General features: G+C 62.3%; 26 protein-coding genes and 2 pseudogenes. 26 read left to right on the top strand and 2 right to left on the bottom strand.

Going from position 1 to position 25411, the window contains the following annotated elements; all coding sequences use genetic code 11:
• Positions 1-10 precede the first annotated feature (10 nt).
• Complete coding sequence (locus HGI30_RS15930; RefSeq protein ID WP_168908458.1) at positions 11-169, bottom strand: hypothetical protein; 159 nt, start codon at positions 167-169, stop codon at positions 11-13.
• Between the two features lie 135 nt (positions 170-304).
• On the opposite strand from HGI30_RS15930, the gene HGI30_RS15925 reads away from it, so the two are divergent.
• The 17 genes and pseudogenes from HGI30_RS15925 to HGI30_RS15850 all read left to right on the top strand — a co-directional run bounded on the left by HGI30_RS15925 (position 305) and on the right by HGI30_RS15850 (position 18275).
• On the top strand, positions 305-2002 hold the full coding sequence (locus tag HGI30_RS15925; protein WP_168908457.1) for a terminase large subunit: 1698 nt from the start codon (positions 305-307) through the stop codon (positions 2000-2002).
• Complete coding sequence (locus HGI30_RS15920) at positions 1999-2241, top strand: hypothetical protein (RefSeq protein WP_168908456.1); 243 nt, start codon at positions 1999-2001, stop codon at positions 2239-2241. Before HGI30_RS15925 ends, HGI30_RS15920 begins: the two co-directional genes overlap by 4 nt.
• Complete coding sequence (locus HGI30_RS15915) at positions 2219-4204, top strand: portal protein (RefSeq protein ID WP_168908455.1); 1986 nt, start codon at positions 2219-2221, stop codon at positions 4202-4204. Before HGI30_RS15920 ends, HGI30_RS15915 begins: the two co-directional genes overlap by 23 nt.
• The gene (locus tag HGI30_RS15910; protein ID WP_168908454.1) at positions 4201-4452 is read left to right on the top strand and encodes a hypothetical protein; all 252 of its coding nucleotides are present in this window, start codon (positions 4201-4203) and stop codon (positions 4450-4452) included. The genes HGI30_RS15915 and HGI30_RS15910 overlap by 4 nt, the downstream gene beginning before the upstream one ends.
• Positions 4439-4495 (top strand): Acb2/Tad1 domain-containing protein, encoded by a 57-nt coding sequence (locus tag HGI30_RS23755; protein WP_456238630.1) that lies wholly within the window; start codon positions 4439-4441, stop codon positions 4493-4495. The genes HGI30_RS15910 and HGI30_RS23755 overlap by 14 nt, the downstream gene beginning before the upstream one ends.
• 106 nt (positions 4496-4601) lie before the next feature.
• Positions 4602-5420, top strand: coding sequence for a hypothetical protein (locus tag HGI30_RS15905; RefSeq protein ID WP_168908453.1), 819 nt, complete (start codon positions 4602-4604; stop codon positions 5418-5420).
• Positions 5421-5446: 26 nt separating this feature from the next.
• Positions 5447-6604 carry an SU10 major capsid protein gene (locus HGI30_RS15900; protein ID WP_168908452.1) on the top strand — a complete coding sequence of 386 codons (1158 nt, stop codon included), beginning with the start codon at positions 5447-5449 and terminating at the stop codon, positions 6602-6604.
• 31 nt (positions 6605-6635) lie between these two features.
• Positions 6636-6857, top strand: a complete 222-nt coding sequence (locus HGI30_RS15895) for a hypothetical protein (protein ID WP_168908451.1) — start codon at positions 6636-6638, stop codon at positions 6855-6857.
• 57 nt (positions 6858-6914) lie between these two features.
• Complete coding sequence (locus HGI30_RS15890) at positions 6915-7496, top strand: hypothetical protein (protein ID WP_168908450.1); 582 nt, start codon at positions 6915-6917, stop codon at positions 7494-7496.
• Positions 7497-7501: 5 nt separating this feature from the next.
• Positions 7502-9421 (top strand): hypothetical protein, encoded by a 1920-nt coding sequence (locus HGI30_RS15885; RefSeq protein WP_168908449.1) that lies wholly within the window; start codon positions 7502-7504, stop codon positions 9419-9421.
• Between the two features lie 10 nt (positions 9422-9431).
• On the top strand, positions 9432-10538 hold the full coding sequence (locus HGI30_RS15880; RefSeq protein WP_168908448.1) for a hypothetical protein: 1107 nt from the start codon (positions 9432-9434) through the stop codon (positions 10536-10538).
• Between the two features lie 12 nt (positions 10539-10550).
• On the top strand, positions 10551-10901 hold the full coding sequence (locus HGI30_RS15875) for a hypothetical protein (protein ID WP_168908447.1): 351 nt from the start codon (positions 10551-10553) through the stop codon (positions 10899-10901).
• Positions 10902-11276 carry a hypothetical protein gene (locus HGI30_RS15870; RefSeq protein WP_168908446.1) on the top strand — a complete coding sequence of 125 codons (375 nt, stop codon included), beginning with the start codon at positions 10902-10904 and terminating at the stop codon, positions 11274-11276.
• On the top strand, positions 11277-13265 hold the full coding sequence (locus tag HGI30_RS15865) for a hypothetical protein (protein ID WP_168908445.1): 1989 nt from the start codon (positions 11277-11279) through the stop codon (positions 13263-13265).
• 47 nt (positions 13266-13312) lie between these two features.
• Positions 13313-13669: pseudogene (locus tag HGI30_RS15860) on the top strand (lytic transglycosylase domain-containing protein); the annotation flags it as partial.
• A gap of 21 nt (positions 13670-13690) precedes the next feature.
• Positions 13691-18127 (top strand): LPD38 domain-containing protein, encoded by a 4437-nt coding sequence (locus HGI30_RS15855; protein WP_168908444.1) that lies wholly within the window; start codon positions 13691-13693, stop codon positions 18125-18127.
• 7 nt (positions 18128-18134) lie between these two features.
• Entirely contained in the window at positions 18135-18275 is a 141-nt protein-coding gene (locus tag HGI30_RS15850) for a hypothetical protein (protein WP_168908443.1), read from the top strand.
• 224 nt (positions 18276-18499) lie between these two features.
• On the opposite strand, the gene HGI30_RS23270 is transcribed toward HGI30_RS15850, so the two are convergent.
• Entirely contained in the window at positions 18500-18586 is an 87-nt protein-coding gene (locus tag HGI30_RS23270) for a putative holin-like toxin (protein WP_328805287.1), read from the bottom strand.
• 119 nt (positions 18587-18705) lie between these two features.
• Here HGI30_RS23270 and HGI30_RS15845 point away from each other — a divergent pair, with 119 nt between their 5' ends.
• The 9 genes and pseudogenes from HGI30_RS15845 to rplU all read left to right on the top strand — a co-directional run bounded on the left by HGI30_RS15845 (position 18706) and on the right by rplU (position 25410).
• Positions 18706-18864 (top strand): hypothetical protein, encoded by a 159-nt coding sequence (locus tag HGI30_RS15845; RefSeq protein WP_168908442.1) that lies wholly within the window; start codon positions 18706-18708, stop codon positions 18862-18864.
• The gene (locus HGI30_RS15840) at positions 18857-19648 is read left to right on the top strand and encodes a hypothetical protein (RefSeq protein ID WP_168908441.1); all 792 of its coding nucleotides are present in this window, start codon (positions 18857-18859) and stop codon (positions 19646-19648) included. The genes HGI30_RS15845 and HGI30_RS15840 overlap by 8 nt, the downstream gene beginning before the upstream one ends.
• A 14-nt stretch (positions 19649-19662) precedes the next feature.
• A complete protein-coding gene (locus HGI30_RS15835; protein ID WP_168908440.1) occupies positions 19663-20559 on the top strand; it encodes an N-acetylmuramoyl-L-alanine amidase in 897 nt (298 codons plus the stop codon).
• An 83-nt stretch (positions 20560-20642) separates the two neighbouring features.
• Positions 20643-20945 carry a hypothetical protein gene (locus HGI30_RS15830; RefSeq protein ID WP_168908439.1) on the top strand — a complete coding sequence of 101 codons (303 nt, stop codon included), beginning with the start codon at positions 20643-20645 and terminating at the stop codon, positions 20943-20945.
• Between the two features lie 92 nt (positions 20946-21037).
• Positions 21038-21181: pseudogene (locus HGI30_RS15825) on the top strand (FtsW/RodA/SpoVE family cell cycle protein); the annotation flags it as partial.
• Positions 21182-21540: 359 nt separating this feature from the next.
• Positions 21541-22752 carry a M23 family metallopeptidase gene (locus HGI30_RS15820; RefSeq protein ID WP_168908438.1) on the top strand — a complete coding sequence of 404 codons (1212 nt, stop codon included), beginning with the start codon at positions 21541-21543 and terminating at the stop codon, positions 22750-22752.
• Positions 22745-23623 carry a M50 family metallopeptidase gene (locus HGI30_RS15815; RefSeq protein ID WP_168908437.1) on the top strand — a complete coding sequence of 293 codons (879 nt, stop codon included), beginning with the start codon at positions 22745-22747 and terminating at the stop codon, positions 23621-23623. The genes HGI30_RS15820 and HGI30_RS15815 overlap by 8 nt, the downstream gene beginning before the upstream one ends.
• A gap of 52 nt (positions 23624-23675) precedes the next feature.
• Positions 23676-24941 (top strand): Rne/Rng family ribonuclease, encoded by a 1266-nt coding sequence (locus tag HGI30_RS15810; protein WP_168908436.1) that lies wholly within the window; start codon positions 23676-23678, stop codon positions 24939-24941.
• 157 nt (positions 24942-25098) lie between these two features.
• Positions 25099-25410, top strand: coding sequence for a 50S ribosomal protein L21 (gene rplU / locus HGI30_RS15805; RefSeq protein ID WP_028597508.1), 312 nt, complete (start codon positions 25099-25101; stop codon positions 25408-25410).
• The last annotated feature ends 1 nt before the right edge of the window (position 25411 follow it).

The raw sequence follows: 25411 nt of genomic DNA, 5'->3' as shown, positions 1-25411 counted from the left end.
AAAAGCACCGTCACTTTGACGAAGCTTTTTTTTCATGTTCTTTGGCTGGAAAGAGTGCGATAACCGAACTCAGCCCTTGAATTACATCTGCTGCGTTGTTGAGAAAATCGTTAACCGCGACGAGAATTTCTTTAGCATTAAAAGAAGCCTCAATGATTACATGAATCAAAATCATTACCCCCTTGTCTACAATTAAATATCGAAGGAGCAAACCTTTCGTGACGTTATTCCACCTCATGAGTCTTTATACGAGAGCAAGCACGAACTTTTTAGCTCTTAAAGATATACTGGAGGTGTTTTGCTTGTGCTGCTCGCCAACATCCACAACCGCATCAAGGAGCAGGCCAAGGTCAAGAACACGCCCAAGTGGGAGCGGCGGCCGCGAGAGTACATTCAGGAGCGCTTGTTCATTCGCAACAAGACCAAGCAGGTCGTGCCGCTGCGCTTCAACCCGATCCAAGAGCTGTACTGGAACGACAAGACGAACCGCGACATCATCCTCAAGCCTCGGCAGCTCGGCTTCTCCACGCTGACGCTGGCGAGGTTTTTTGAATGCGTGATAAACGAGGAGAATGTGAATGCCGCCGTTGTCGCTCATGACGCAGACAGCACACAGAAGCTATTTCAAACGGTGCAGCTCATGTACGAGCGGTTGCCGGAGGCGAAGAAGGAGCAGCTGAACAACGGGAAGAACCGACCGAAGTACGGCAACCGCAAGGAGTTTTACTTCATCGGAGTCAACAGCCGAATAAGCGTGGGTACGGCTGGCTCTCCGGGTTTCGGACGCGGCCAAACGTTCAACTATGTTCTTTGCTCCGAGGTCGCTTTCTGGCCGAACCCAGAGGAGCTGATGACCGGCCTCCTGCAGGCGGTGCCTCCGGATGGCGAAATTGTCATCGAGAGCACGGCCAACGGCGTCGGCAACTACTATCACCAGACATACGAGGATGCGAAGCGCGGCGGGAACAACTGGCGCGCGCATTTCTACGCCTGGTTCCAGCATCCCGAATACCTGCTTCCGCTGGCGGCCGGCGAGCGGCTCGAGTACGACGAAGAGGAGCAGCAGCTTGTCCAGCGGTACGGCCTGAGCCCCGAGCAGATCAAGTGGCGCCGCTGGAAGATCAGCGAGATGCCGCAGACGCCCGACCGGAGCAAGGAGGATCAGTTCCGACAGGAGTACCCGGCGAACGATCTGGAGGCGTTCCTGATGACGGGCACGCCGGTCTTCGACAGCCGGAAGGTCATGGCTCGCATCGAGCTGCTGCGCGTGCGCTACGAGGACCAGCGTAAGGCGGGCGAGGGGCCGGTGCGCGGCAGCTTTGTCTACCAGTACACGCAGGAGCGGATCGTCGACAGCTCCATCCGGTTTGTGCCGGACCCGAACGGCGTCTGCACGATCTACAAGCACCCGGAGCCGCGGCGGCCGTACGCGATGGGCGGCGACACGTCGGAAGGCGGCAAGGACTACTCGGCCGGCCAGATGCTCGACAACATCACCGGCGAGCAGGTGGCGGTCTGGCACGGCCACAGCGATACTGACCTGTACGCCAAGCAGATGTACTGCTTCGGCAAGCACTACGGGTACGCGCTGCTCGGCATCGAGATGAACTTTGACTTGCACCCGATCAAAGAGCTGGAGCGGCTCGGGTACTGGCGGCAGTATCGGCGTGAGAACCTGGACGACATCAACGAGCCGGAGCAGACCAAGCACGGCTTCCGCACGACGAAAGTCACCCGGCCGGTCATCATTGCCGAGCTCGTCACGGTCGTCCGCGAGAGCATCGAGCTGATCAACGACCTGGCCACGCTGCACGAGATGCTGTCCTTCGTGCGCGGGCCGACCGGCAAGCCTGAGGCGGCGGCAGGCAAGCACGACGACCTGATCCTGTCGCTGGCGATCGCGCATCAGGCGCGCGGACAGCAGAGCATGCAGATGGAGCCGGAGGTCTACTACGACCCGGCAGACGACTATGAAGAAGCTTTCGGGGGGACGGGCTATTGAAGCGGAAGGTGACGCTCGAGTACTCCCGAACGAACCGGGAGGCGACCGGCCTCATGACGAGCTGCTGCGGCAAGCAGCACCTGATCATGGACCTGTACGGCGATGCAGGCGCGGCCTACTGCTGCCGGGACTGCGGCCGGCCGCTGGTCTGCATGGGTCTGGACGGCAGGCTCTACCACGTGGGCGAGCAGGTAATAAACGAGGGGAGGGGAAGCTTTGGCGACGAGCAGCAAGCGTAAGCGCACGGCGGCCTGGTACATGACGCGCATCGAGGCCGCCGAGAACTATCGCGACCGGACGTACCGGGAGCGCTGGACGCGCTACTACAAGATGTGGCGCAACATGGTCGACCAGCTGCGGGACAAACAGACTTTGAAGCCTGTCACCGATCGGAGCAACATCAGCATTCCCATGGCCTTCACCATGCTGGAGACGATCCTGCCGCGCCTGGTCGAGACGCTCTTCGCGGCGCGGCCGTATGTCCGGCTGCGGGGCGTTCCGGTCGACGTGATGGACTACCGGGCCAACAAGGAGACCAAGCCTTGGGAGGACGCGGCCAAGAAGATGGAGGTGCTGCTCGACTACCAGATGAACGTCCCGATGGACATCCAGGACGAATTCATCTCCGGACTGAAGACGTGCTGCCTATACGGAACGACGGTCGCGTACACGGGCTGGCGCTACACGGAGCGCACGCGCATCCGCCGGGAGCGGCAGCCGGTCATGAGCGAGGAGCTGGACCCGTTGACAGGCGAACCTCTACCGCTGCTGGATGACGACGGCGAGACGCCGATCCAAGACTGGCAGCCGATCGAAGAGACGACCGTCGACTACGACGATCCCGAGGTCAAGTTCATGGACCTGGGGCTCTTTTTCGTGGACCCGAACGCTGAGGACATCGACGACGCGCGGTTCTGCGGCCATGTGGCTTACCTCTCCAAGGAGGAGCTGCAGCGAATGGCCGACGATGACGACGAGATGAAGCTGGACTGGAGAAAGGTCCCGAAGCTCTCGGCCAAGAACAAAGCGCGCGATTACCGCATGAATGCGATCGGGCTGCCGAACGTGGACGACGCCAATCTGGAGCAGGACAGCGACGACAACCTGTTCGAGGTGCATTTCTACTGGGAGGACGACCGGCAGGTCATCATCATTAATCGGACGTACCTCGCCAAGGACGCGGGCAACCCGTTCTGGCACAAGCGCAAGCCCTACGACAAAGACGTGTACTGCGACGATCCAGGCAATTTCTACGGCGTCGGCGTGATGGAAATCATCTACGACTTGCTGCAGGAGCTGAACACGGAGCGTAACCAGCGCATCGACTACCGTTCGTACAGCATGCGGCGCATGTGGAAGGTCCGGCGCGGCGCGGTACTGGACCGCAAGCAGCTGAAATGGCGGCAGGGCGGCGTTATCGAGGTCGATAAGATGGAGGACCTCGCCGTGCTCGATGCGGTGGACAGCGGAGTGACGACCTCCTTCAACCAGGAAGCGACGATTCGCAAGGACGCGCAGGACGCCACAGGAGCGCAGGACGTGGTCATGGGTTCCAGCGGGGCCAAAGAGACGGCAACGACGACCATGAGCAAGGACAACAACGCGAGCGTGCGCTTCAAGATGATCATCAGCTCGCTCGAAAAGAAGCTGCTCGTCGCGATCAGCCGCAAGATGATTCAGCTGAACCAGCAGTACATCCACGACATCCGTCTGCTCCCGCTCTTCGACAAGGCCGATGCGGAATGGCCGGAGATCAGCCCGGAGGAGATCCAAGGCGAGTTCTTCCTGACACCGGCCGGCAGCAGCGTCGAGCCGATCGCGAACAAGGAAGCCTATAAGCAGCGGATGGTCGAGCTGTACAACATCGCCAGCAAGGACCCGTTTTATCAGCAGTTCCCCCTGAAGCGGCGCGCGCTACTCGAGAAGATCCTGGAGGCCTACGACATCCAGGACACGGACGAGCTGCTGCCGACCGACGCCGAGCTGAGCGGGCAGATCCAGCAAGAGGCCGTCATGCAATTCATCCAGACGCTTCCGCCGGACATTGGCCAGGCGCTGATGACGTTCGTGCAAGGGCAGGGCGGCGGCCAGCCAGCGCCGCAAGGCGTCCCCTCTGACGGGGGCATGCCAGCGGCGGGCGGCGGCGCGAACACGGCGCTGATGCAGGAGCAAGGACTTCAGATGCAGGGGGCGGGCGTATGAGCGAGGCGGAGCAACAGCAGGCGCAGGAGCTGCGCTTCCTGATCGAGATGGCCGGCTGGCGACAAGTCGAGGGCTTCATCGCCGGACGCATCCACGACCGAATGCAGCAGCTTCTCACCTGTGGGAGCTGGGAGGAAGTCATTCAGCACCGCGCCGGAGTCGAGGCTCTGGAGTCGGTGCTTTCACATATATCCGACACAATCAAGAAGGGGATGGAAGACGAAGTCGCTGGCGATGACGAACCTTGAGCAGTCCGTCATGTGGGCGAACGCCGGCGTCGCGCGTAATTGATTGGCTCGGGCGTCGGCGAGACTCCGACGCCCGTTAACCACTTCGGTGGATCGGCTCCCTCATCGGGAGCCTTGTTATATTCCACGAATCGAGAGGAGCATCACCCATGAGCATTTTCGGAGATGAAGGTACGATAACCGCGAGCGAATCCCCGGACGCATCCGGACAAGAAGAGCAGGCGGCCGGACAGATCACCGAAGGCGACGCCGACTTTGAGGAGCAGGACGACTTCGAAGGCGGCGAGGAGCAAGGCGACGAGGACGGCGCGTCCCCGGATGAGTCCGGACAAGACGGAGAACTGATCCTCGGGAAGTTCAAGTCGTCGGATGAGCTCGCGAAGGCCTATCAGAACCTTCATCGCGAGTTCACCAAGAGCCGTCAGCAGCCGGCGGCGGTTCCGGCGCCTCAGCAGGCACAGTCCGGCGGCCAGCCAACGGACCCTAACGAGGTGTTCTGGAGCCATTTCAAGGACAACCCTTTCGGGACAATCCAGCAGTTGGTTGCGGCGGCTGCGGCGCAGCAGGTAGCGCCCCTGCAGCAAGCTCGCGAGGACGAGCAGCTGCTGAAGAACGTCGAGGCGCTGACGAAGCAGTACCCGCGAGCGGCGAGCGACGAGGGCATGGGGTTGCTGTTCGGCAAGGTGGCGGAAATCGCCAATGAGCTTGGCAACCCCGGCCTGGTCAAGAACCCTTCTCCCCGCGTCCTCCGCATGGCGGCCGCCGAGGCATTCGGGGAGTCCGGCGCAAAGGCATACGAGCAAGGCAAACGAGCGGGCCGCGAGGAGAGCGCCACGGCCCGCCGGACAAAGCAAGCGGCCAACCTGCCGAAGGGCGGGAAGAAACAGACCGAGGGCGAGCTGAGCCCGGTCGAGCAGATGAAGGCGAACATCCTCGCTGCGAGCCAGGGCGGCGGCATCTTCGGATAATTCATCAATCAGGAGCGTGAACATAGATGCCACCAGTAACAACGGGGGTGCGCGATACCCTCAACATCGGATCGAGTAAAGTCGTCGTCGACATGTCCGACACGATCGGCCTGCTGCAGCCTAACGCGGAGCCGTTCATGTCCTTCCTCAAGATCGCCAAGCGCAACACGGAGACGGCCAACAGCCCGAAATTCGAGTGGCTGGAGGACGATCTGCTCCCACGCTGGGACGCGATTAACCTGGTCGCTGGATACACGGCTTCCGACACGTCGATGGTCGTCGACAACGGCGCGTATTTCTCGCCGAACGACATCATCAAGGTGCCGCGCACGGGCGAGGTGATGCTCGTCAAAACCGTAAACAGCGGCACGAACACCATCACGGTCGGCCGAGGCTACGGCCTGACGGCAGCTGCGGCGATCGTCAACGACGATCCGCTCGTCATCATCGGCAACGCCAATCAGGAGGGTTCCGGGACGCGCGAGCTCAAGTCGACGCAGGAGGTCCCGCGCTTCAACTACACGCAGATCTTCAAAACGCCGTTCGGCGTGACCGGCACGGAGAACGCGACGAAGATGTACGGCGGTAAGGACCTGGCCTACCAGCAAGCAAAAGGCGGCGCGCAGCACAAAATTGACATCGCGCGTTCCTACATGTTCGGCGAGAAGAAGCTGGACACGTCCGGAGCGAAACCTCTGCGCACGACGGGTGGCCTGCTCTCCTTCTTGACCAAAAACAACTACGACGCGGGCGGTCAGCTGACGGCAACCGAGTTCGACAACAACATCTCCGAGACCGTGTTTAAATACGGTTCGAAGGAGAAGATCCTGCTGTGCTCGGCCCGCCTGCTCACGGTCCTGAATAGCTGGGCCATGAACAAACTCGAAGTCGATCAGCAGGCCAAAGAATTCGGCCTGGACATCAAGAAGTACATCACGCCGTTCGGGACCTACAACCTGATGAACTACCAGCACATCCTGGAGGGCGCGGTCTACGGCGGCTACGGCGTCATCATCGACCCGGCCAACGTCAAGCACCGCCCGCTCGCCGGCCGCGACACGAAGCTGGAGACGAACATCCAGGCCAACGACCTCGATGCGCGCGTTGACCAGTATATTACGGAGGCCGGCCTTGAGGTCCGCAATCCGGAGACGCATGCCGTCCTGACCGGTGTGACCAGCTAGTCCAACGAAACGATAGAGGGGAGAGGCTCCAGTGGCAAAATTCAGCTCGCGCTGCGCGAACCAGGTGCTCTGCATGGTTCCCGCACGCAACAGCATCGTCGAAGGCATTCTCGTCCCCGTTCCCGGCCAGCATATCCGGTTTGAGAACGGCGAATACACGACGACCGTCAAGAAAGAGGTCGACTTCATCAAGGGGCATCGCCTGTTCGGCAGCTCGATCGTCGAGGTGACCGGCAACGAGGCGGAAGGTTGATACAGGGGGCAGGGCATTCGTGCCCTGCCCTTTTTACGTTGAGGGGAGGGGAGCATCATGACGCTGGACGAGATGATTCAACAATGCGCGGGCGACATCGACGAGACGCTGACCAAGTCGGCGGCCGGCACCTACGAAGGCGAGGAGCTGAGCATCGCGACGAAGATCGTCACGGGGATCAACTACGCCTATCAGCTCGTCGCGCGCGAGAAGTACGTCCTCACGGCGCAGGAGGCGGTCACGCTGGACGAGCGAGGGACGTTCGATCTGTCCGGCCTGTCGCGGCCCGCCGTGCGGCTGCTGAACGCCTACGACGGCTACGGCGACGAGGCTGACTGGTCGCTGCGGAACGAGTCGTTCCTGACGTGCCGGGACCATGCCGGGGAGGAGCTGCAGGTCGAGTACGCCTTCCTGCCTCCGCGCCTGCCGATCGGCGACCTGACAGCGGAGCCGCTCGTGCCGGAGAACCGCGTCGACCACCTGCTGTTCTGCTACTACGCCAATTTCTACGTGCTGAGCCTCGAGCCGGACAACGAGAGCAGGGAAAAGGCGGCGACGTTCCTCGGCTTGTTCAACTCGGCCTTCGATCAGATTCAGACGCGCGTCAGCCAGTACATGACCATCAGCGTGGAGAGGTGAGGTAGATGGGCATCTCGATCGACCGCCCGGCGGCCACGGCGGCGCCCCCAGAGCTGCGGCTCGGCGCGGATTCGCAGGTCATGCTGTCCGGCGGCGTCTCCTACAAGTACGATCCGACCCAGATCCGAGACAACCAGAGCCCGGCCATGCTCAACATGCTGGCCAACGACAACGGCAGCATCCTGAGCAAGCGCGATGGCCAGGCCTACGTCTACGCCTCCTCCCTCGGCGCGGGGCGCGTGAACGGGGCGTATGAGCGCTTCTGGGCGGGGCAGCGCGTATTCGCCTGGGGCTCGGCGCTGTACCGGCAGAGCGGCAGCGGTGCGCCTGTGCAGATCATGAGCGGCCTGGCCAATGCCCCGGGCAGCTTCATCGCCTTCGGCGGCAAGCTCTACTACCTCAACGGCAGCCAGTTCGTCGCAATCGACGGCAGTTTCGCCGCGGCGAGCGTGACGGGGTTCGTACCGACGCTGGCAATCTCGGTCCCGCCATCCGGCGGCGGCACACCCTACCAGCAAGCCAACCTGCTGACGGCGGCGTTCAAGGTCAGCTTCAGCTCGGACGGCAGCTCGACCAAGTACTATCTGCCGTTGACCGGCCTGGACGCGACGGCCGTCACGGTGACGATCAACGGCGCGGCGCGGACAGAGGGCACACATTTCACGGTCAACCGGACGGCGTCGCCCTATGCCTTCATCGACTTCGCGGCCGGCAGCGCGCCGAACGGAGCGATCCCAACAGGCGCGCCGAACAACGTCATCGTCACGGCGTACAAGAGCAACCCAGGCGGGCCGGAGCGGATTCGCGGCTGTCGTTACGCGATCGACTACGGCGGCGACAACGACACGCGCCTCTTCGCCTGGGGCAATCCGAGCTACCCGAACCGCGCATTCCGCAGCGGCCTGATGGACCCGACCTACTGGCCGGAAAATGAGTATTCGGACGTCGGCAGCAGCTCGGAGCGGCTCGTCGCCTGCGCGAAGCATTACGACAAGCTCGTGTACCTCAAGGAGCGGAGCCTGTACTTCACGGGCTACACCAATCCCATGACGCAGGGATTCTGGGGCGCGAGCGCGATCGGCGCGTCCTTCCCCCTCTACCCGATCAACGGAGCGATCGGCTGCGACATGCCGGGCAGCGTGCAGATCATCGACAACAACGTCGTCTTCTTCAATAGCGAGCTGGGCGGCTTCATCTTGCTGCAGACCTCGTTAAAGGACGAGCGGAACGTGCAGCCGATCAGCGGCAACATCAACGGCCAGCCGACGCGGCCAGGGCTGCTCGATCTGCCGAAGGCGGACCTGCAGGCGGCGAGCAGCGTCGACTTCGACGGCCGGTACTGGCTGTGCGTCGGCTCCAGCGTCTACGTCTGGGACTACCGGCTTGGCCCCTTCGGCAGCAGCGGCAACGTTGCGGCGGACGAGGAGCGGCTTCCGTGGTTCCCGCTCAGCGGGATGGATGCGGCGTGCTGGATACAGGGCGATCGGGAGCTTTACTACGGCAGCCGCAGTGCGGGGCGGCTCATCGGCTTCACGGCCAACCAGAACGACTTCGGTCAGCCGATTGATGCTTACTGGCGGACGAAGCGCTTCTCCTTCGGGCTGCCGGACTGGCTGAAGACCGTGAAGAAGGTCTGGTTCACGTCGAAGGCCGGCGGCTACAGCACCGTAAGCATCCGGTACATCAGCGAGCGCGGGGAGAAGGTGGACGAGCAGGAAGTGAACGTTAACTCGTTCCGCTGGAATCTGGCCGCCTGGGACACGTGGACATGGGCCGTCAACGAATACCCGCCGCCCGAGCGCTTGCGGCCGCGCACGAAGAAGGTCGTCTACTTCCAGATGGAGTTCGCGAACGACTCGCTCAACGAAAACCTGTCGCTGATGAGCCTGATCGTTCAGTACCTGATCGTCAAAAAAGTGAAATAGGAGGTGCAGCATGCCCTTTCAATTCAATCCGCCGGACGGCTACCGAAACACAGTGACGTTCCCGCAAAAGCCGGCCAACGAGACGGCCTTCCGCGATCAGATGATGCAGCCGCTGGATCAGCTGGCGGCATACATCAACGGAGCGGACCCGCTGCCGCAGTATGGTCTTTCGCCATTTTCGAGGCAAGGACTTATAAACGGGGGATTCGATATTTGGCAGCGAGGCCTATTTTTCAGCGGTCGAAACGTATACACGGCCGATCGCTGGTTCGTTTCTGACGAGGGAGGGAGTGCATCCTATACAGTGGGGAGAAATGACATCATCCCTGGAGACCCCACGCTACCCGCAAACTTAAACCCGCGCCACTATCTGACATTAAGAGTGATTTCTTTATCCTCGGGTTCAATTAATCTTGGGCAAAAAATCGAAGATGTGCGTACTTTTGCGGGGCAAAAAATTACGTTGAGCATGTATGTTCGTTCGCCTGTAGCAACGAGCATGCAGGTTGCCTACGGACAGGTATTCGGATCAGGAGGATCTCCGACTGTATCGGAAGTCTCCACCGTTGCCATCGGTCCAACTTTTTCCCGAGTGACGGTTACATTTTCGATACCGAGCGTAAATGGCAAGACAATCGGTGCAAATAGTTACCTGTTCCTTCAGTTCCTCCGCATTCCCAGCAGTGGAGTCGTGGGTTATTACGACATCGCGATGGCTAGCGTAAACGCCGGGGAGACAGCCAGCTCTTTCTCGCAGTCAGTAATCGCCGACGAGTTAGCCCGTTGTCAGAGGTACTATGAAAAGACTTACTCTCTCCAAGATGCGCCTGGAACAGTAGTTGATGCAGGCACGGTAACGGGACACTCCTCAAACGGATTTGGTCTTGTTGATGCTGGATCTTTCAAGGTCGCCAAGCGAACCGTCCCTACGATGACGCTGTATAGCCCGTTCACAGGATTCGTAAATTCGTCCAGAAGATTTGGAGATGCATCTGATTCTGCTGTGAGCGGGATTGAGAGACCAAGCACCAACCGTGCCGGACGCATGTATCAAGGCGCCGGGACGCTTGCGAATGGCATGTGGCAGTTCCATTGGACCGCCGACGCCGAACTCTAAGGAGGCACGACCATGTACGATCCGCAATGGTTCATCCGCACCGACGCCGCCGGGCTCGTCGTTCGCGGCTTCACGACAGCCTTTGATCAGCCTCAGGCCGGGGACATCCTTGTCAGCGGACAGAGCGGGCGGCATTTCAACATCCCGCTCACGAACGATCGCGGGCAGCCGCTGTATCGCATCACGAGCGGCAGCATGCTCGCCCGCTCGCAGGCAGAGCTCGACGAGGAATGGGCGGCGCGGCCGGTGCCGAAGACGCAGGATCAGCTCCGCATTGAAGAGCTCGAGCGACAGCTGGCTCAGCAATCAGCCGATCAGACGGCATTCATGGAATTCATCTTGGAAAGCATGGGGGGCCGCTAGATGGCGACAATCTATCCGTTTATGACGGGCTCCTACGCCCGAGAGGTCTACCTCTACGGCAATCGGTCGTTTCCGAGCATCAAGCCGGAGTACGTCCAGCCGGTGAAACAGTATGCGGCAGCGACGTACAGCTACGACCAAGTCGACAACGCGCTCGGCCGCAGCTGGATTACGGCGGCGGAGCACGGCGACACGACGGCGCTCATGCCCCCGCGTCCGGCTCCACTGGAGCCCGAACCGACGCCGCAGCCGCCCGCGCCGACGGAACCAGAGCCGCCGGTGGTCATCCCGCCGGCGGAGACAGTGCCTTCAGCGGACCCGGCACCGCCGTCAAATTCTGAACAGCCGGTCGATGGCGGCGAGGAGGCGGTCTAGATGCCAGGAGTGGATCTAGCCAAGCTCCGCGCCGCGCAGGAGGCGGCGGCCGCTGCGGGGAGCCAGAAGGCGCAGCAGGCGCTCGCGGCCCAAGCGAACGGCGGGAACGCGCTCGGCGGCAGCGTCACGCTGCAGAACCCGGTGATTCCCAATCAGACCGGCGGGAGCATGACGACCTACAGCCCGCCGGCAGCGACTCCGGCGCCGGTGGCGTCTGGCGCGCCGGCCGTCTCGATGGCGCCGACGACGAACTACGTCCAGCAAGGCACGTCCGTGACGGGAAGCTCCGGCGCAGGCAAGACGCTGAACGACATCCTCTACGCCAAGGATCAGTACGACGCGGGAAACAAGCAATGGGCATCCAGCACGGCGCAGGGGCTTTACTCGCAGCTCGATCCCGCTCTGGCAAGGCAGGTCCAAGGCATGAGTGCGGCACAGCTCCGGCAGTATCTGGCTGGCCAGTCTACACAGCCCGGGCCGTCGGCTCCTGCTGCGACGCCGTCCGCGCCTTCCGTGGGGGCCGCCTTCTACCCGTCAGGCGGCAGCCCGGCGAACGGATCGGCCGCGCCGGCGCAGCCAGGCTACCAGTCGACATATACGGGGCCGGACCTGACCGGCATGACGAATCAGCTGAACACGCTCTACGACAACCGGCTTTCGGCGGAGACGCAGAAGCTGCGGGACGCACTTGCAACGGCGCTGCAGGGTTACAATGCCCAGGAGACACAGGCCCGGCAGTCCGCCTACGACAACCGGAACGCGGCGGACGTGGCGGCGATGCAGGGGCAGCAAGGCATGAACGAGGTCATGGCCAACATGGGACTGACCGGCGACGGCCAAAACCTGACGCTCGCGGCGGCGCAGGCGGCCAGCCGTCAGGGGGCGCTCACGGACATCAACCGCGCGGAGACGAATGCGCTCCAGAATATCAGCGAGCAGCGAGCGAACCTCCAGAACAACGCGGCGCAGAACGAGCTCGCGCTGGCGCAGTCGGTCGGCGCGGACAAGGCGGCAGCGCTCTACGACCTGCTGAAGTATGGCGACACGCGTGCGTTTGAGGTCGACCAGAGCAATTACGGCCGTTACCGGGACGACATCAATCAGCAGTTCGCGGAGGATCAGTTCGGCTGGCAGAAACTCATGCAGGAGGCGGGGCTGACGGGCGTCTACAACGGCCAGTCGACGATGGCCGGCAAGCAGCAGAACCTGGACGCGGCCCTCGCTTACTCCCAGCTGACCGGGCAGGTGCTCAGCCCGCAGAGTGATTGGAGCGGCCTTGTGCGGCAGGCGTCGAGCGGATCGGCTCCGCTCAGCCTTGCCGGCCAGCAGGCGCAGCTGCAGCGGCAACAGGCCAACTTCGGCGCGGCCATTGATGTCGCGGGGCTTACGGGCGCCATCGTCAACCCGCAGGCGGACTGGTCCGGTCTCTTCCGGCAGGCGGCCGCAGGCGGAAACGGGCCGACGATGGCCGCGCTGCAGCAGGCGATGGCGCAGCAGAATTACAGCCGAGGCGTCTATGAGTCGGATCGCTCCTATGAGCTGCAGGCGAACAGCCAGAGCCAGCAGAACAGCAACAGCTCGTTCGGCCGTCTCGTCGACATCTGGAAGCTCACCGGGCAGGCGCCGGCCGGGCTCGAATCCTACGGGGTGCAGGCTGGCATGCCGTACAGCGATGGCGCGGCGAACAAGATCCGGACGATTGATCCGAACGAAATCAAGTCACTGGCGCAGTCGTTCCAGTATGCCGGCCAGGACCCTGGAGGTAAATCGTATCGGTATACACCGCCGAAGACCAACCAGGATGCGCGCTACAACGTGTGGGTGGATACGGTCACGTCCATGCGCTCGCAGGGGTATGATGATGGCAGCATCGCGCAGGTGCTTCGCTACATGGGCATCACCGGCGAGGAGGAGACGTCGTTCCTCAAGCGCAACGGGAACGGAGGCGGCAACTACACGACGCCGGCACAACCCAGCGCGGGAAAGTAGCCGCTGGCGTACAGGCGCCGAACCAGTACGCCAGCTTATTTTCTTCGGCACAAAGCAAATACGGGCTACCGCAGGGGCTTCTCGAGTCGGTCGCGAAGACGGAGTCGGGCTTTAATCCGAACGCGACCAACAAGAAGAGCGGCGCTTCCGGGATGATGCAGTTCATGCCGGCCACCGCGCGCGGGTACGGAATCGACCCTTACGATCCGGCCCAGGCGGTGGATGCGGCCGGCAAGATGCTGTCCGGGCTTGCGGCCAAATATAAGGGAGACTGGGCCAAGGCGCTCGCCGGCTACAACTGGGGCGGAGGCAACGTCGACAAGGCCGTCAAGAAATACGGCGACAACTGGCTCGCATACGCCCCGACGGAGACGAAGAACTACGTCAAGAAAATCTTGGGTTGACGGCCGGAAAGGAGGAAGAGGATGGCCAGCAAGTACGACAGCGTCCGTCCAATTAGCGGCGGACAGGCGGCGGGCGGTTCGCCCTCAGGGACATCGAAGTATGCGAGCGTTCAGGCGGTCTATGCCAGCCAGGCGCCGATCCGGACGGCGGAGGAGCGTGCGATCGGGCAGCATGCGCTCGCCATGACGAACCCGTGGACGATTCTGCAGAACCTGAAGGAGATGGCCAAACCGAAGGCTTCGGCATCCACGCCGGAGCCTTTTGAATTCGATCCGCTCAAGCGCGGCGCGCAGATCAAGGCGGCAGGCGGAACCGGGAGCAAGACGCTTCCGGGCATGATTGAGGTGCCGGAGGTCCATTACACGACGAACTCGAGCAAGGCGCAGCAGTTCGTCGAGAAGCTGAAGGACCTGCCCGTCTACCGCGCGGGCGAGGTGTTCCAGGAGGGCAACTACAACGCCTCGGTTCTGGAGGCGGAGCCGCGGCTGAGCGCGACGACGGGCAATCCGGCTTTCGACCGATTCCTGCGGGCGGCTGGCGGCGGGATCTCCGAGCTGACGCGCGGCTTGATGGCGGGCGGCCCGGCGATGGGCGGCGGTGTCATCGCCGGGCAGGTCCAGCGCGCGGCGACCGGGCGAGTGCCTGGGGCTGCGGCGCGGATACTCGGCGGCGCGGCGGAGGGGGCGGCGACGAATACGGCAACCGGCATGGCGATGGGCCAGACGGACGGCGACGAGATCGCTAAGCTGGCCGGAACCGGCGCGGTGCTGGGTGCAGGGCTCAGCGGGCTGTTTGAAGGCGCAATGCAGATCCCGAAGGCGGTTCGTTACGCGCAGGAGGCCCCGCTGCGGAAAGAAATAGAGGCATTCGTGGAGCGGACGAACGCGCCGCGAGCCGAGGGGGAGGTCATCGCTCCTCCGACTGCGCGCATCGAGCGGAACGTCAGCGGCTCAGCTGTCTCCGATCCTGGCGTCGAGCTGGCCAACAACCTGAATCGGCACGATCGGCTGCAGCAGCAGTATGCAAAGGCCGTCGAGGATCAATACCAGTACCTGAAGGAGTCGATGGCTTCGCGCGGCGGCGTGCGGCAGGGCGGCCTTGTTCAGAACGCGGAAGGCGAGGTAACGGGGCGGTTCGGCCGGCAGTCGGACAATCCCCGCTGGTATCGGGATTTCTTTGCCGAGAACGGCCGCAAGCCAACCGACAAGGACCTGCGGCAACTGGCGACCAAGCACGTGAACGAGGGCTTCGCCGACGACATGGGCGACGTACCGCCGTGGCGGCCGGCCGACATCGAGGACATCGATGGGGAGTTGGCCAACATCAGGCAGGCGGCTCCGGCCATTGCGGACCCGGCGGAGCGCGCGGCGGTGCAGGAGGTGGCAGACTCCTTGCAGGCGAGCCGGGATCAGATCAAGCGGCAGCTGCCAGAGGGATCGCAGGCGCGCGTCGCTGGAGCGGGCAGCGCTGGGATGGCGCCGGGAGCGGGCGCGGCGGATGGCGGGAAGACGATCTCCCGTGTGCAGGTCGTCGAGAGCATCCGAAAGAATCTCGGAGCGACGATTGATACCGGCCGCATGGGCGTCTCCCGCCAGCAGGTGCTCGGCCTCTACAAGACGCAGTCGGAAGTCATCCGCACGGGCTACGCCGAGGATCTCGACACGATCGCGCACGAGGTCGGCCATCACCTCGAGAAACGGTTCAGCTTGAAGCAGAATCGTCAGCTCGAACAGGAGTTGCTCGACATGATGGATCAGGTCGGCGTCCACGATTACCAACAGTACCCGCGCAGCGAGTGGTTCGACGAGGGCATCGCGGAGTTCTTCCGCGTCTACCTGGCCGATCCGCAGCAGGCGAAGCAGCTCGCTCCCAAGTTCGGGGCGTACCTCAATTCGGTGCTACCGGGCAAGATGCAGCGGGGGCTGGTCCGCGTCCAGAAGGATATGCAGACCTGGCTGCAGCAGGGGGACTACGAGCAGGCGAAGGGCCTGATTGAGATGGCCGGCGGGAAGAAGGAGCGTCGCTGGACCTGGAGCAAGTTTTACACGCAGGCTTTTGACGACCTGAACCCGCTGAGGCTCGCCGAGCTCGCGCTGACGGGAAAGATCGAACAGGGCGGCAAGTCTCTCTACAAGCTCGCCCGACTCAGCCGCGGCGTGCCGGAGCGGGCGAAGATGGCCGTCACGCGCGGGATCTTCGATAGCCAGGGCAACAAGCTCAGCGAGGGCATGGCCAAAATCGTCCGGCCGCTTGAAGAGATTGGCATGAGCGAACACGACTTCGCGACCTACCTGGCCGTGCGGCATGCGATCGACTTGCGACGTCTGGGCAAGGAGACACCCTTCACGCCAGCGCAGATGTCGGAAGTCATGACCCGCTGGGAAAGCAACACGATCGTGAAGAAGGCGCATCAGCAGATCATGCAGTACAACGATGCTTTGCTGAGCATCCTGCAGGATGCCGGCTTCATCTCCAAACAAGGCGTTCAGGAGATGAAGCGACTCTACCCGAACTACGTGCCGTTCATGCGCCACTTTGATGATGACGACGTGGTCGGCTTCAAGAACGGCGGTTACGGCGCGTCGAAAGCGTTCGCCAACATCACGACCCCGATTCGGAAAATGAGCGAAGAGGGCAGCCAGCGGAGCATCATCAACCCGTTCGAGTCGATGATCAAGAACACGTTCCTCGTCATGAATTCGGCCGCGAAGAACAAGGTCGGTCAGCGGCTCGCCGCGCTTGCCGACGTGGAAGGCGCGGGCGTTTGGGTGGAGCGTGTGCCTGGGCAGAAGTCCGGGAAGGAGCACATCATCGACGTCTACCAGGACGGCAAGAAGCTGGCGTACAAGGTGCGGAACCCGGACCTCTACAACGCCATGCTGTCATTGGATGACGAAAAGCTGACGGGTCTCATTAGGTTCGTTGCTGGTACCGCTGCAAATTTGCTAAGATCCGGAGCGACGTTGACTCCAGAATTCATTATCCGCAACGCTTTTCGGGACGTAGTTGGAGCAATCGTGAACAGCAGCAAGTACGGTTTCAACCCGATCGATTTTTTCAAGGGGCTCGGGCACGTCATCGGCCGTACGGATGTCTACGAGAAATTCGTGAACAGCGGCGGCGCGATGGGCACGATGATGTCGCTTGATCGAGATGCAAGCCGGGAAGCGATGCAAGCCGTGTTCCGTCAGAGCTGGCGAGACAAAACTATGATCACCGTCACCTCGCCGGCGGAGCTGGCCAAACTGCTGAGCGGATACAAAGCTCTGAAAGGTACGGTTGGCCTGCTACGAGCCGGCGCAGAAATCTCTGAATTATCGACCAAGGTCGGCGCCTTTAACAAGGCGCTGAAGAAGACGGGTGACATCGAGGAGGCGGCCTACACCGCGAAGGATTTGATGGACTTCAACCGGGCCGGCAGCGCAATGAGAAATGCGAATCAGATAATCGCATTCTTAAACGCCTCGCTTCAGGGGACAGATAAAATGAGGCGAGCATTTCTTGATAATCCTCTTTCTTTTACCATCCGAGCTATAACCGCGCTTGCTATTCCGGCAGGAATAATTCATCGCTGGAATCGAACTCAACTCAGTCCGGAGGAGCGGGAAAAATTTGAGAACATTCCACAATTTCAAAAGGATAACTTCTTCGTCATCGGCATACCAGGCACGGGTGAGTTCGTTCGAATCCCGAAGCCGTTCGAGGCTGGAATGCTTTTTGCGACGAGCACGGAGCGGTTCCTCGATTGGTTGGCGAAAAATGACCCGGATGCCTATGACGGATATGTTTGGACTGCTGTAGGGTCTATTGCACCGCCTGTTATGATTACAGCACTGACACCTTTGCTCGAAGCCGTTTCCAACTACTCTTTCTTCCGAAAAACGCCGGTCGTTCCAATGGGCGAGCAGCGCTTCGAGAAGAAGGACCAGTACGGCGTCTACACAAGCGAGCTGGCCAAGGAAATCGGCTCCTTCATGGCGCAGGTCGGCCTCGGCGAGACGAACCTGGCGAGCCCGCGCATCATCGACAACACCATCAGCGGCTACGGCGCCGGCCTGGCCAACTACGGCGTGGACATGGTTGACGCAGGCATCAACGCGGCGCGGGGCGGCCGGGAAGTTCCATTGCCGAAGCTGAAGCCAACCGAACAGCCGCTCGCCCGCTCCTTCTTCGTGAAGACCAGCGGCGGCGGCCAGGTTCGGGAGGACTTCTACAAGGACTGGGACAAGCTCTCGAAGAAAAAGGCATCAGCCGATTTCAACGAGACGGAGATGCAGGCGGAGGACGCGAAGGACTACGCCCGCATGAAGCCCTACCAGAAGCAGATCGCCAAGCTGCAGAAGCAGTACAAAGAGATCCTGACCGCGAAGGATGTGCAAGCTGAGCACAAACGGAGACGGCTGGACGAGCTCGATGCTAAAATGAACGCAGCAGCCAAAAAAGCGCTGGGGAAGTAGGTGGGGCATGAGCCAGAAGGCGGGCAATACGCTGATCGTCATCGCGATTATTCTACTGAACCTGATCCTGATGACGAGCGGCGGCGGGCGCAGCGGAGACTTTCACGAGGTGCAGACAGAAGGTTACGTGGATGTAGAAAATGAATGACCGCTATCTGCTGTAGTTATCTGCATCCTGTTGCAAGTCGTAGCAGGATGGTTGACAAAGTTGTGTACTGTTGATCGAAGTTGTGTATAATAAAAGTAACGTTACGCAACAGAAAAAGAGGAAGCGCGCCAACGCTCCCTCTCCGTACAGCCCTTTTGTAGGTGGAACCCTCCAACTGAACTCAGAGTAGAGAGTAACCCGTCAGGCGTCCAACCTGTGGCGGGTTACTTTCTTTTTTCGATGTAGGTCAGGAGATTCAGCAGAAAGCTACCGAAGGCAAACATGGCCATGATCGCTTGGAAAGTTTCCATAGGCGTTCCCTCCTTTCCGGAGGGGCCACCACAAGCGGTGCTGTACTGGACGATTATACCAACTATATGAGTCTCCGTATACGGGGGCTCTTTTATTTTGCCCGGAAAGAGGGAGTCGGATGATAAAAATGGACGAGTCGGAGCTGCTCGAGTCCGACTTCAGCGACGACAGCCTGCGGGCGATCGGCGAGCTGCTTGGCCCGTGGATGGCTCAGCAGCTGCTCCTGCCCGGCCCGGTGCCGGTGCTGCTGCCGGAGGAGGCGGGGCGGCGTGTATGACCTGATCATCGAACTGGCGCACACGGTATGGAAGAATGGGCTGTCGCTCAGCGCGCTCGGCACGGCCGTGTATGTGCTGCTCAAGCAGCGGAAGGTGAAGCAGGCGCTGCGCCGGGTGGTGCCATGGCTGCTCTCGGACGACAGCGAAGTCAAGGCCTACGTGGCCAATCAGCTCGTCATCATGGAAAATCAGCGGCGCACGATGGCCGCGCTAGGAGTGGATCCGCTATGGCCGGAGGATGCTCGTACCTCGAAGACGTCCAGAAGCTTTCGACGCGCTCTCAAAACGTTCTCTATTTCTTTCTTGGCGGCACGATCGCGTGCCCGCGCTGCAGCCGCCAAGGAGCTCTTGTCTGTCACAAACTCGACTACATCGAAGCGGAGGAAACAAACGATGAAAAAATGGCTTAGACCGGATTCCCTAACGGTGATTGGTGCAGCAGCGGCCGCAGCGGCAACGCGCCTGCTCGGCGTGGAGATCGATCTGACGAATTTGGCTGCGGCGACGCTGGTACTGCTGGGCTACCTTAAGGCGAACGAGTACGTGACGGTCGTGCGCGGCGCGAACGGTCTGCCAATCGGTTTCAAGGCCAACAGCCGGAAGCTCGTCTTCACGCTCACGGCTTTCGGCCTGATCGTGGCGGACGAGCTGTTCAAGCTGCAGCTGGGGAACGAGCTGATCTTCACGCTGACGGCGGCGGTGACGGGGTACAACCTCGTCGAGGGTAAGAAGGACGCGAAGGAAGCCGAGCAGGAAGGCGCCGAAGCACGGCAGACGTACTGAGGGGAGAGAGCAGCATGATCGACATGAAATGGATGGGTGACCGGGTGCCTAATCACGGCCCCCGCGCCGCCAAGAATAGGACCTACACGCCGATCGTCATCGTGAATCATATCTCGATCGGCACGATGGCCAGCATGGATGCCTGGTTCCGCAATCCGGCCGCGCAAGTATCCTCGCACTTCGGGAACTCGCGCGACGGCCGCGTGCATCAGTACGTGGACATCAAGCGCGCGGCCTGGACGCAAGGGCTGCTGCCGGCGGCGATCCCGACGGCCCGGGCGGCCGTGGTGCGGGAGATGGGCGTGAACCCGAACCTGTACTGCGTCAGCATCGAGAACGAGGGCTACGTGGGCAGCGGCGCGGACGGCATGCTGACGGAGGAGCAGTTCTGGAGCTTGTGCTGGCTGCACAAGTACATTCAGACGGAGGTGGAGCGGATCTGGGGCCATCATATCCGGTTCGGGCCGGACACGGTGCTGGGTCATTTTCAGATCGACCCCAAGCGCAAGCCGTTCTGCCCGGGCCTGAATTTTCCGTGGGCCCGGCTGTACGCGGAGCTCGCCGTCGCGGAGAGTATCCAGACGCTCGAGCTGTACGAAGAGCGCGTGGCGTACCAGCTTAGCCAGGCGAGCCGGTACGCGACCGCCTTCGCCATTGCCGGGAGGGTGAGGGACCTGGCGGAACGTCTGCTCGACAAGACTTGGGGCGCTGCGGCGGAGACGAAGCTCCTGTACCTGGCTCCGGTGATGCCGGCCATCGCGTACGGCGACGGCCCGGTGACGGCGGCGGGCATCGCGTCGCGGGTGCTGCAGCTCGGCCAAACGGCGATGGGCGCCGGAAGCTGGCAGGAGGAAGCTGTCCGAAAGCTGCTGTTGCTCGAACCCATCATGAAAGAAAAAGGCGTGCTCTGATTTCTCGGAGCACGCCTTTTTTTGTTGAGTGTTCGCATTGTGTTCGCATATAATGAGGCAAAGCGAACAAGGGGGAACGGGCCATGGAGAAACTGGACGATCTGGAGCGGAAGGTGCTGCGGATCATGGTGAACCATTCGAAGCTCGCGTCAAAGCAGCTTTCCATCGAAAAGCTCTGCCAATTCACCGGGAAGCGGGAGGGTCGCGTACGGCATGTGCTCATTGTCCTGGAGCAAACTGGCTTCATCGCGGTCACAAGCCAGCTGCCGTTCCGGTATCGGGTGCTGCGTGAGTCTGAGGCACCTCGATACGGCTGGGAGCGGATGAATGGTCACGTGACTCAAAAAGGTCACGGAAAAGGTCACGGATTTTCCGACAGAATATAAATTTGTGCGAAAATCACTTCCCTGATTATCCTCGCATAACCACACTTTATTGAAGAAACGTGACTGCGCGAAACGAGACGAAAACGGATAAAATGATGATCGGCATCATGCCGATCACCGGCATCACGCTGCCGTTCGTCAGCTATGGCGGCACGTCGCTGCTGCTCAACATGCTATGCGTGGGGCTGGTTTTCAGCATTCGCGCGCATCAGGAGCGGTATCAGCTGGAGAACTGACCGAGCCGGGCTGGAGAGGGAATTTTCCCTCATCAGGGTATAATAGACGTATCTAGGGTTACACAACTGCAGCAAGGCAAAAAAGAGAGAGCGCGCCAACGCTCCCTCCCTGTACAGCCTTTTTCAGGTGGAACCCTCCAATTGAACGAGCAGAAAGTAACCCGTCAGGCGCTCAACCCGTGGCGGGTTGCTTTCGTTTGTCGATGTAGGTCAGGAGAGCCCCCGCCTTGGGGGCTTTTTTCATGCTTGCCGCAGCCGCGGCTTCGCCCCCTTCCCGCATACTCGGATAAGCCCTCACATACAGATAGAACAAGCCTTTCCGCTGCCAGCGAAGCGGGGGAAAGAAGGAGGGAACGGGCATGTGGGGCAATCCGAACGACAAACATGGACAGGCAGGCCGGGATAAAAAAGGGAAAGCGGCGCGCGGCCTGACAAGCGCGAACCGGGAGCGCAGGCAGGATCGCATCCGCGAGCTGACGGAGCGACTGGAGGCGGATGCGGCGAGGCATGCGGAAGCAGCCGCCGGGAGAGACGGCATCCTGGGCGGCAAGCGGGCACGAGACGCCGCTTCACAGTCTGCAGCGAGCAGCGTATCCGGCTCGGGAGCCCGGCTGAGCGGGCGCAAGCCGCATGAGACGCTGCCGTCGGCCGGCCGGCCGGGCGGCAGAGCCTCCGGCCAAGACGGCCCGTACGGGACAAGGATCTATCGGCAGGGCGCTCCCGCAGAGTGGGAGCAGCCGCTCGGCAGCGGCTGGCCGGATGAGGCTTGGCCGCAGGCGCAGGAAAAAGACCCGGAGGCGGAGTGGAAAAACAGCGCCAATCCGTGGGAGCGGCTGGAGCAGGCAAGCGGCGAATTGACCGGGCTCGCTCCGCGAACGCTGCGGGAAGGCGGCTCCGGCAGCCGCGCGGGAACGGGCGGAGGGGGCGGCGATCGGAGCGGTCCGGGTACTGGGGGCCGCTTCGCGCGCAGCTTCGCACGCCGGCTGCTCGTCTCCGCAGCGCTGTTCGGCGCGGTGTGGGGGCTGTTCCAGCTGGACGGCCCGGCGGCCCGCCAAGGGCAGCTGGCCGTGCGCCAGGCGTTGTCCGAACCGATGGACGTGTCCGCGATCGCCGTCTGGTACGAGGGCGTATTCGGCGCGCCGCCGTCCTTCCTGCCGGGCTTTGACAAGTCCGGCGGCACGAGGCCGGCCGCGGCGCCGGCCGAGCGGGCGACCGTCGCGCCGGTCGCAGGCGGAAGCATCGTGCATCCGTTCGCCGAGCTGCTCGGCGGCGTGGAGATATCCGGAGCTCCCGGGGCGGACGTGCTGGCGGCGGAGGAAGGGCGGGTGCTCGTCGTTTCCGCGGACGACGCCAAAGGTCCGACCGTCGTGCTCCAGCATGCCGGGGGACGGACGACGTACTACGGTCGGCTGGGCGAGACCGTCGTCGCGCCGAACGACTGGGTGCAGGCGGGAGAGACGATCGGCCGTCTCGGCTCCGCTGCGGAAGGGAGCGCGGGAGCGCTTCTGTATTTTGCCGTGAAGGAGCAGGACCGCTACCTCGATCCGGCGGACGTGATTCCGCTTGATTGAGGTCGGAGGAATCCGCTGGAGCCTCCATCCGCTGCTGGCGGTGCTCATGCTGCTGTCGGTCCTGACGGGCTATATCGGCGAGCTGCTCCTGCTGTTCTTGCTCGTCTTCGTCCATGAGCTGGGGCATGCGGCGGCGGCTCACGCCTTCGGGTGGAAGGTGCTGGAGATCCGCCTGCTGCCGTTCGGCGGAGTCGCCGAGCTGGAGGAGCGGCCCGGAGCGCCTGCCTGGGAGGAAGCCGCCATCGCCCTCGCCGGTCCGCTGCAGAACGTCTGGATGGCGGGAGCGGCCTGGGCGCTCGGCGCGGGAGGGTGGATGGACGCCGCGCTCGCCTCCTATCTGGTGCAGGCCAATCTGCTGCTGCTGACGTTCAACCTGCTGCCGATCTATCCCCTCGACGGAGGCCGCTTGCTGCGCTTCGCCTGCGGCCTGCGGATGAACTACTACGGCACGCTGCGCTTCAGCGCCTGGGCCGGCATCGGCTGCAGCCTGCTGATGATCGGCTACGCGCTCCTGCCGCAGCTCCAGCGCAGCGGCTCCGGCGGGGTGCAGGCCAACCTGCTGGCCGTCGGCTTGTTCCTGCTGGCCGCCAACTGGACGTACCGCAAGCAGATCCCGTTTCTCTTCCTGCGCTTCCTGATGGCGAGGGGGCGGTCGGCAAAAAGACGCATCCAGGCCGGCTCCAGGGCGCGTCCGATCGTCGTCATGGGGCGCCACCCGGTCTGGACGACGGCGCGGCTGTTCCTTCGCGACCACTATCATCTCGTCTATGTCATGGAAGATCCGGGGCGGATCGTCGGCGTGCTCCCGGAGCAGCGGGTAGTCGAGGGGTATTTGTCCGGAGACCGTGCAGTTTCGGATCTTTTGCGGTAAAATAAGAGCCAACTAGGTCCGGCATGGGACCGGAAGGCGGTGTGCCGGTACGATGAACAAAGTGATGCTCGTCCACGGCGACGGCGCCATGCTGCAGACGGCGGTGCTGCAGGATGGCCGCGCCGTGGAATTCTTCATGGAATCCGATCCGCAAAGCGGCCTTGTCGGCAATCTGTACAAAGGACGGATCGTCAACGTGCTCCCCGGCATGCAGGCCGCGTTCGTCGACATCGGCCTGGCCAAGAACGCCTTCCTCTACATCGACGAGCTGCTGCATCCCGCAGCGGCCAAGCAAGGGGACAAGCCGTCGATCTCGGAGCTGGCCCGGCCCGGACAGGAGCTGCTCGTGCAGGTCATCAAGGAGCCGATCGGCGGCAAGGGCGCCCGCGTGACGACGCATTACTCGCTGCCGGGGCGCTGGCTCGTCTACATGCCGGGAGCGGACTATGTCGGCGTATCCAAGAAAATTGCCTCCGAAAGCGAGCGGGGACGGCTGCGCGGCATCGGAGAAGGGCTTCGCCGCAGCGGCGAAGGCGTCATCCTGCGCACGGTGGCGGCCGGGGAGAGCGAGCGCTCGCTGCAGGGGGACCTGGCGCAGCTGCGGCGCCAGTGGGAGGAGGTCGAGCGGCGGGGCCGCGAGGCCAGGCCGGCCGAGCCGGTGATGCTGGAGGCCGGCCTCATGCGCCGCGTCTTCCGCGATACGTATTCCTCCGGCATGGAGGTGCTCGTCGATGACCCGATCCGCTTCGCCGAAGCCCGGCAGCTGCTGAGGGAGCTTGCCCCCGGCAGCGAGCGGCAGCTGCGGCTGTACGACCGGGAGCTGGAGCGCAAGACGCTTTTCGACCGCTATGGCGTGACGGCCCAGCTCCAGGCCGCGTTCGCGGCGCGCGTCTGGCTGCCGAGCGGGGGGTACCTCGTCTGGGAGCAGACAGAGGCGCTCACGGTCGTCGACGTGAACACCGGCAAGTTCACCGGCACGAGCGGGCTCGAGGACACCGTATTCCACACGAACATGGAGGCGGCGCAGGAAATTTCCCGCCTGCTGCGGCTGCGCGACGTCGGCGGCATCGTCGTCGTCGACTTCATCGACATGGAGGAGAGCGCCAACCGCGAGCGGGTCCGGCAGGAGCTGGAAAAAGCTTCGCGCGAGGATCGGAGCAAATGCCAGATCCATGGCTGGACCCGGCTCGGGCTGCTTGAAATCACGCGCCGCAAAGCCCGCCGCAGCGTCGGCGCCCAGCTGTACCCCCTCTGCGAGTGCTGCGGCGGCAGCGGCCGCCGCGCGGCCGGGAAGCGGGACGGCGATCCGCCGAAATAGCTTGATCGGGCTTTTCGCCTATGATACAATGTCTTGGTGTATGTCTCCGATGAGACATCATGGTACCGCACAGGACGGGTTTTTCAAGCCTTGGCGCGCTTGACGCGACCGGCACCCGATCGTGGCGAGTCTTCGACTACAAGGAGGTGCACCATCCATGTTCGCAATTATTGAAACGGGCGGCAAGCAATACAAAGTCCAGCAAGGCGATGTTCTCTACATCGAGAAGCTGAACGCCGGCGAAGGCGAGAGCGTGACGTTTGATCGCGTCCTGGCCGTATCCAAGGACGGAGGTCTCGTGACCGGTTCCCCGGTCGTTGCGGGAGCGACAGTTTCCGGCAAGATCGAGAAGCACGGCCGCGGCCAAAAGATCACGGTCTACAAGTACAAGCCGAAGAAGAACTACCGCCGCAAGCAAGGCCATCGCCAGCCGTACACGAAAGTAACGATCGAAAGCATCCAAGCGTAAG

It is taken from the genome of Paenibacillus albicereus (assembly GCF_012676905.1).
Classification (GTDB): Bacteria; Bacillota; Bacilli; order Paenibacillales; family Paenibacillaceae; genus Paenibacillus_O; species Paenibacillus_O albicereus.
This window is presented reverse-complemented; position numbering and strand designations above follow the sequence as displayed.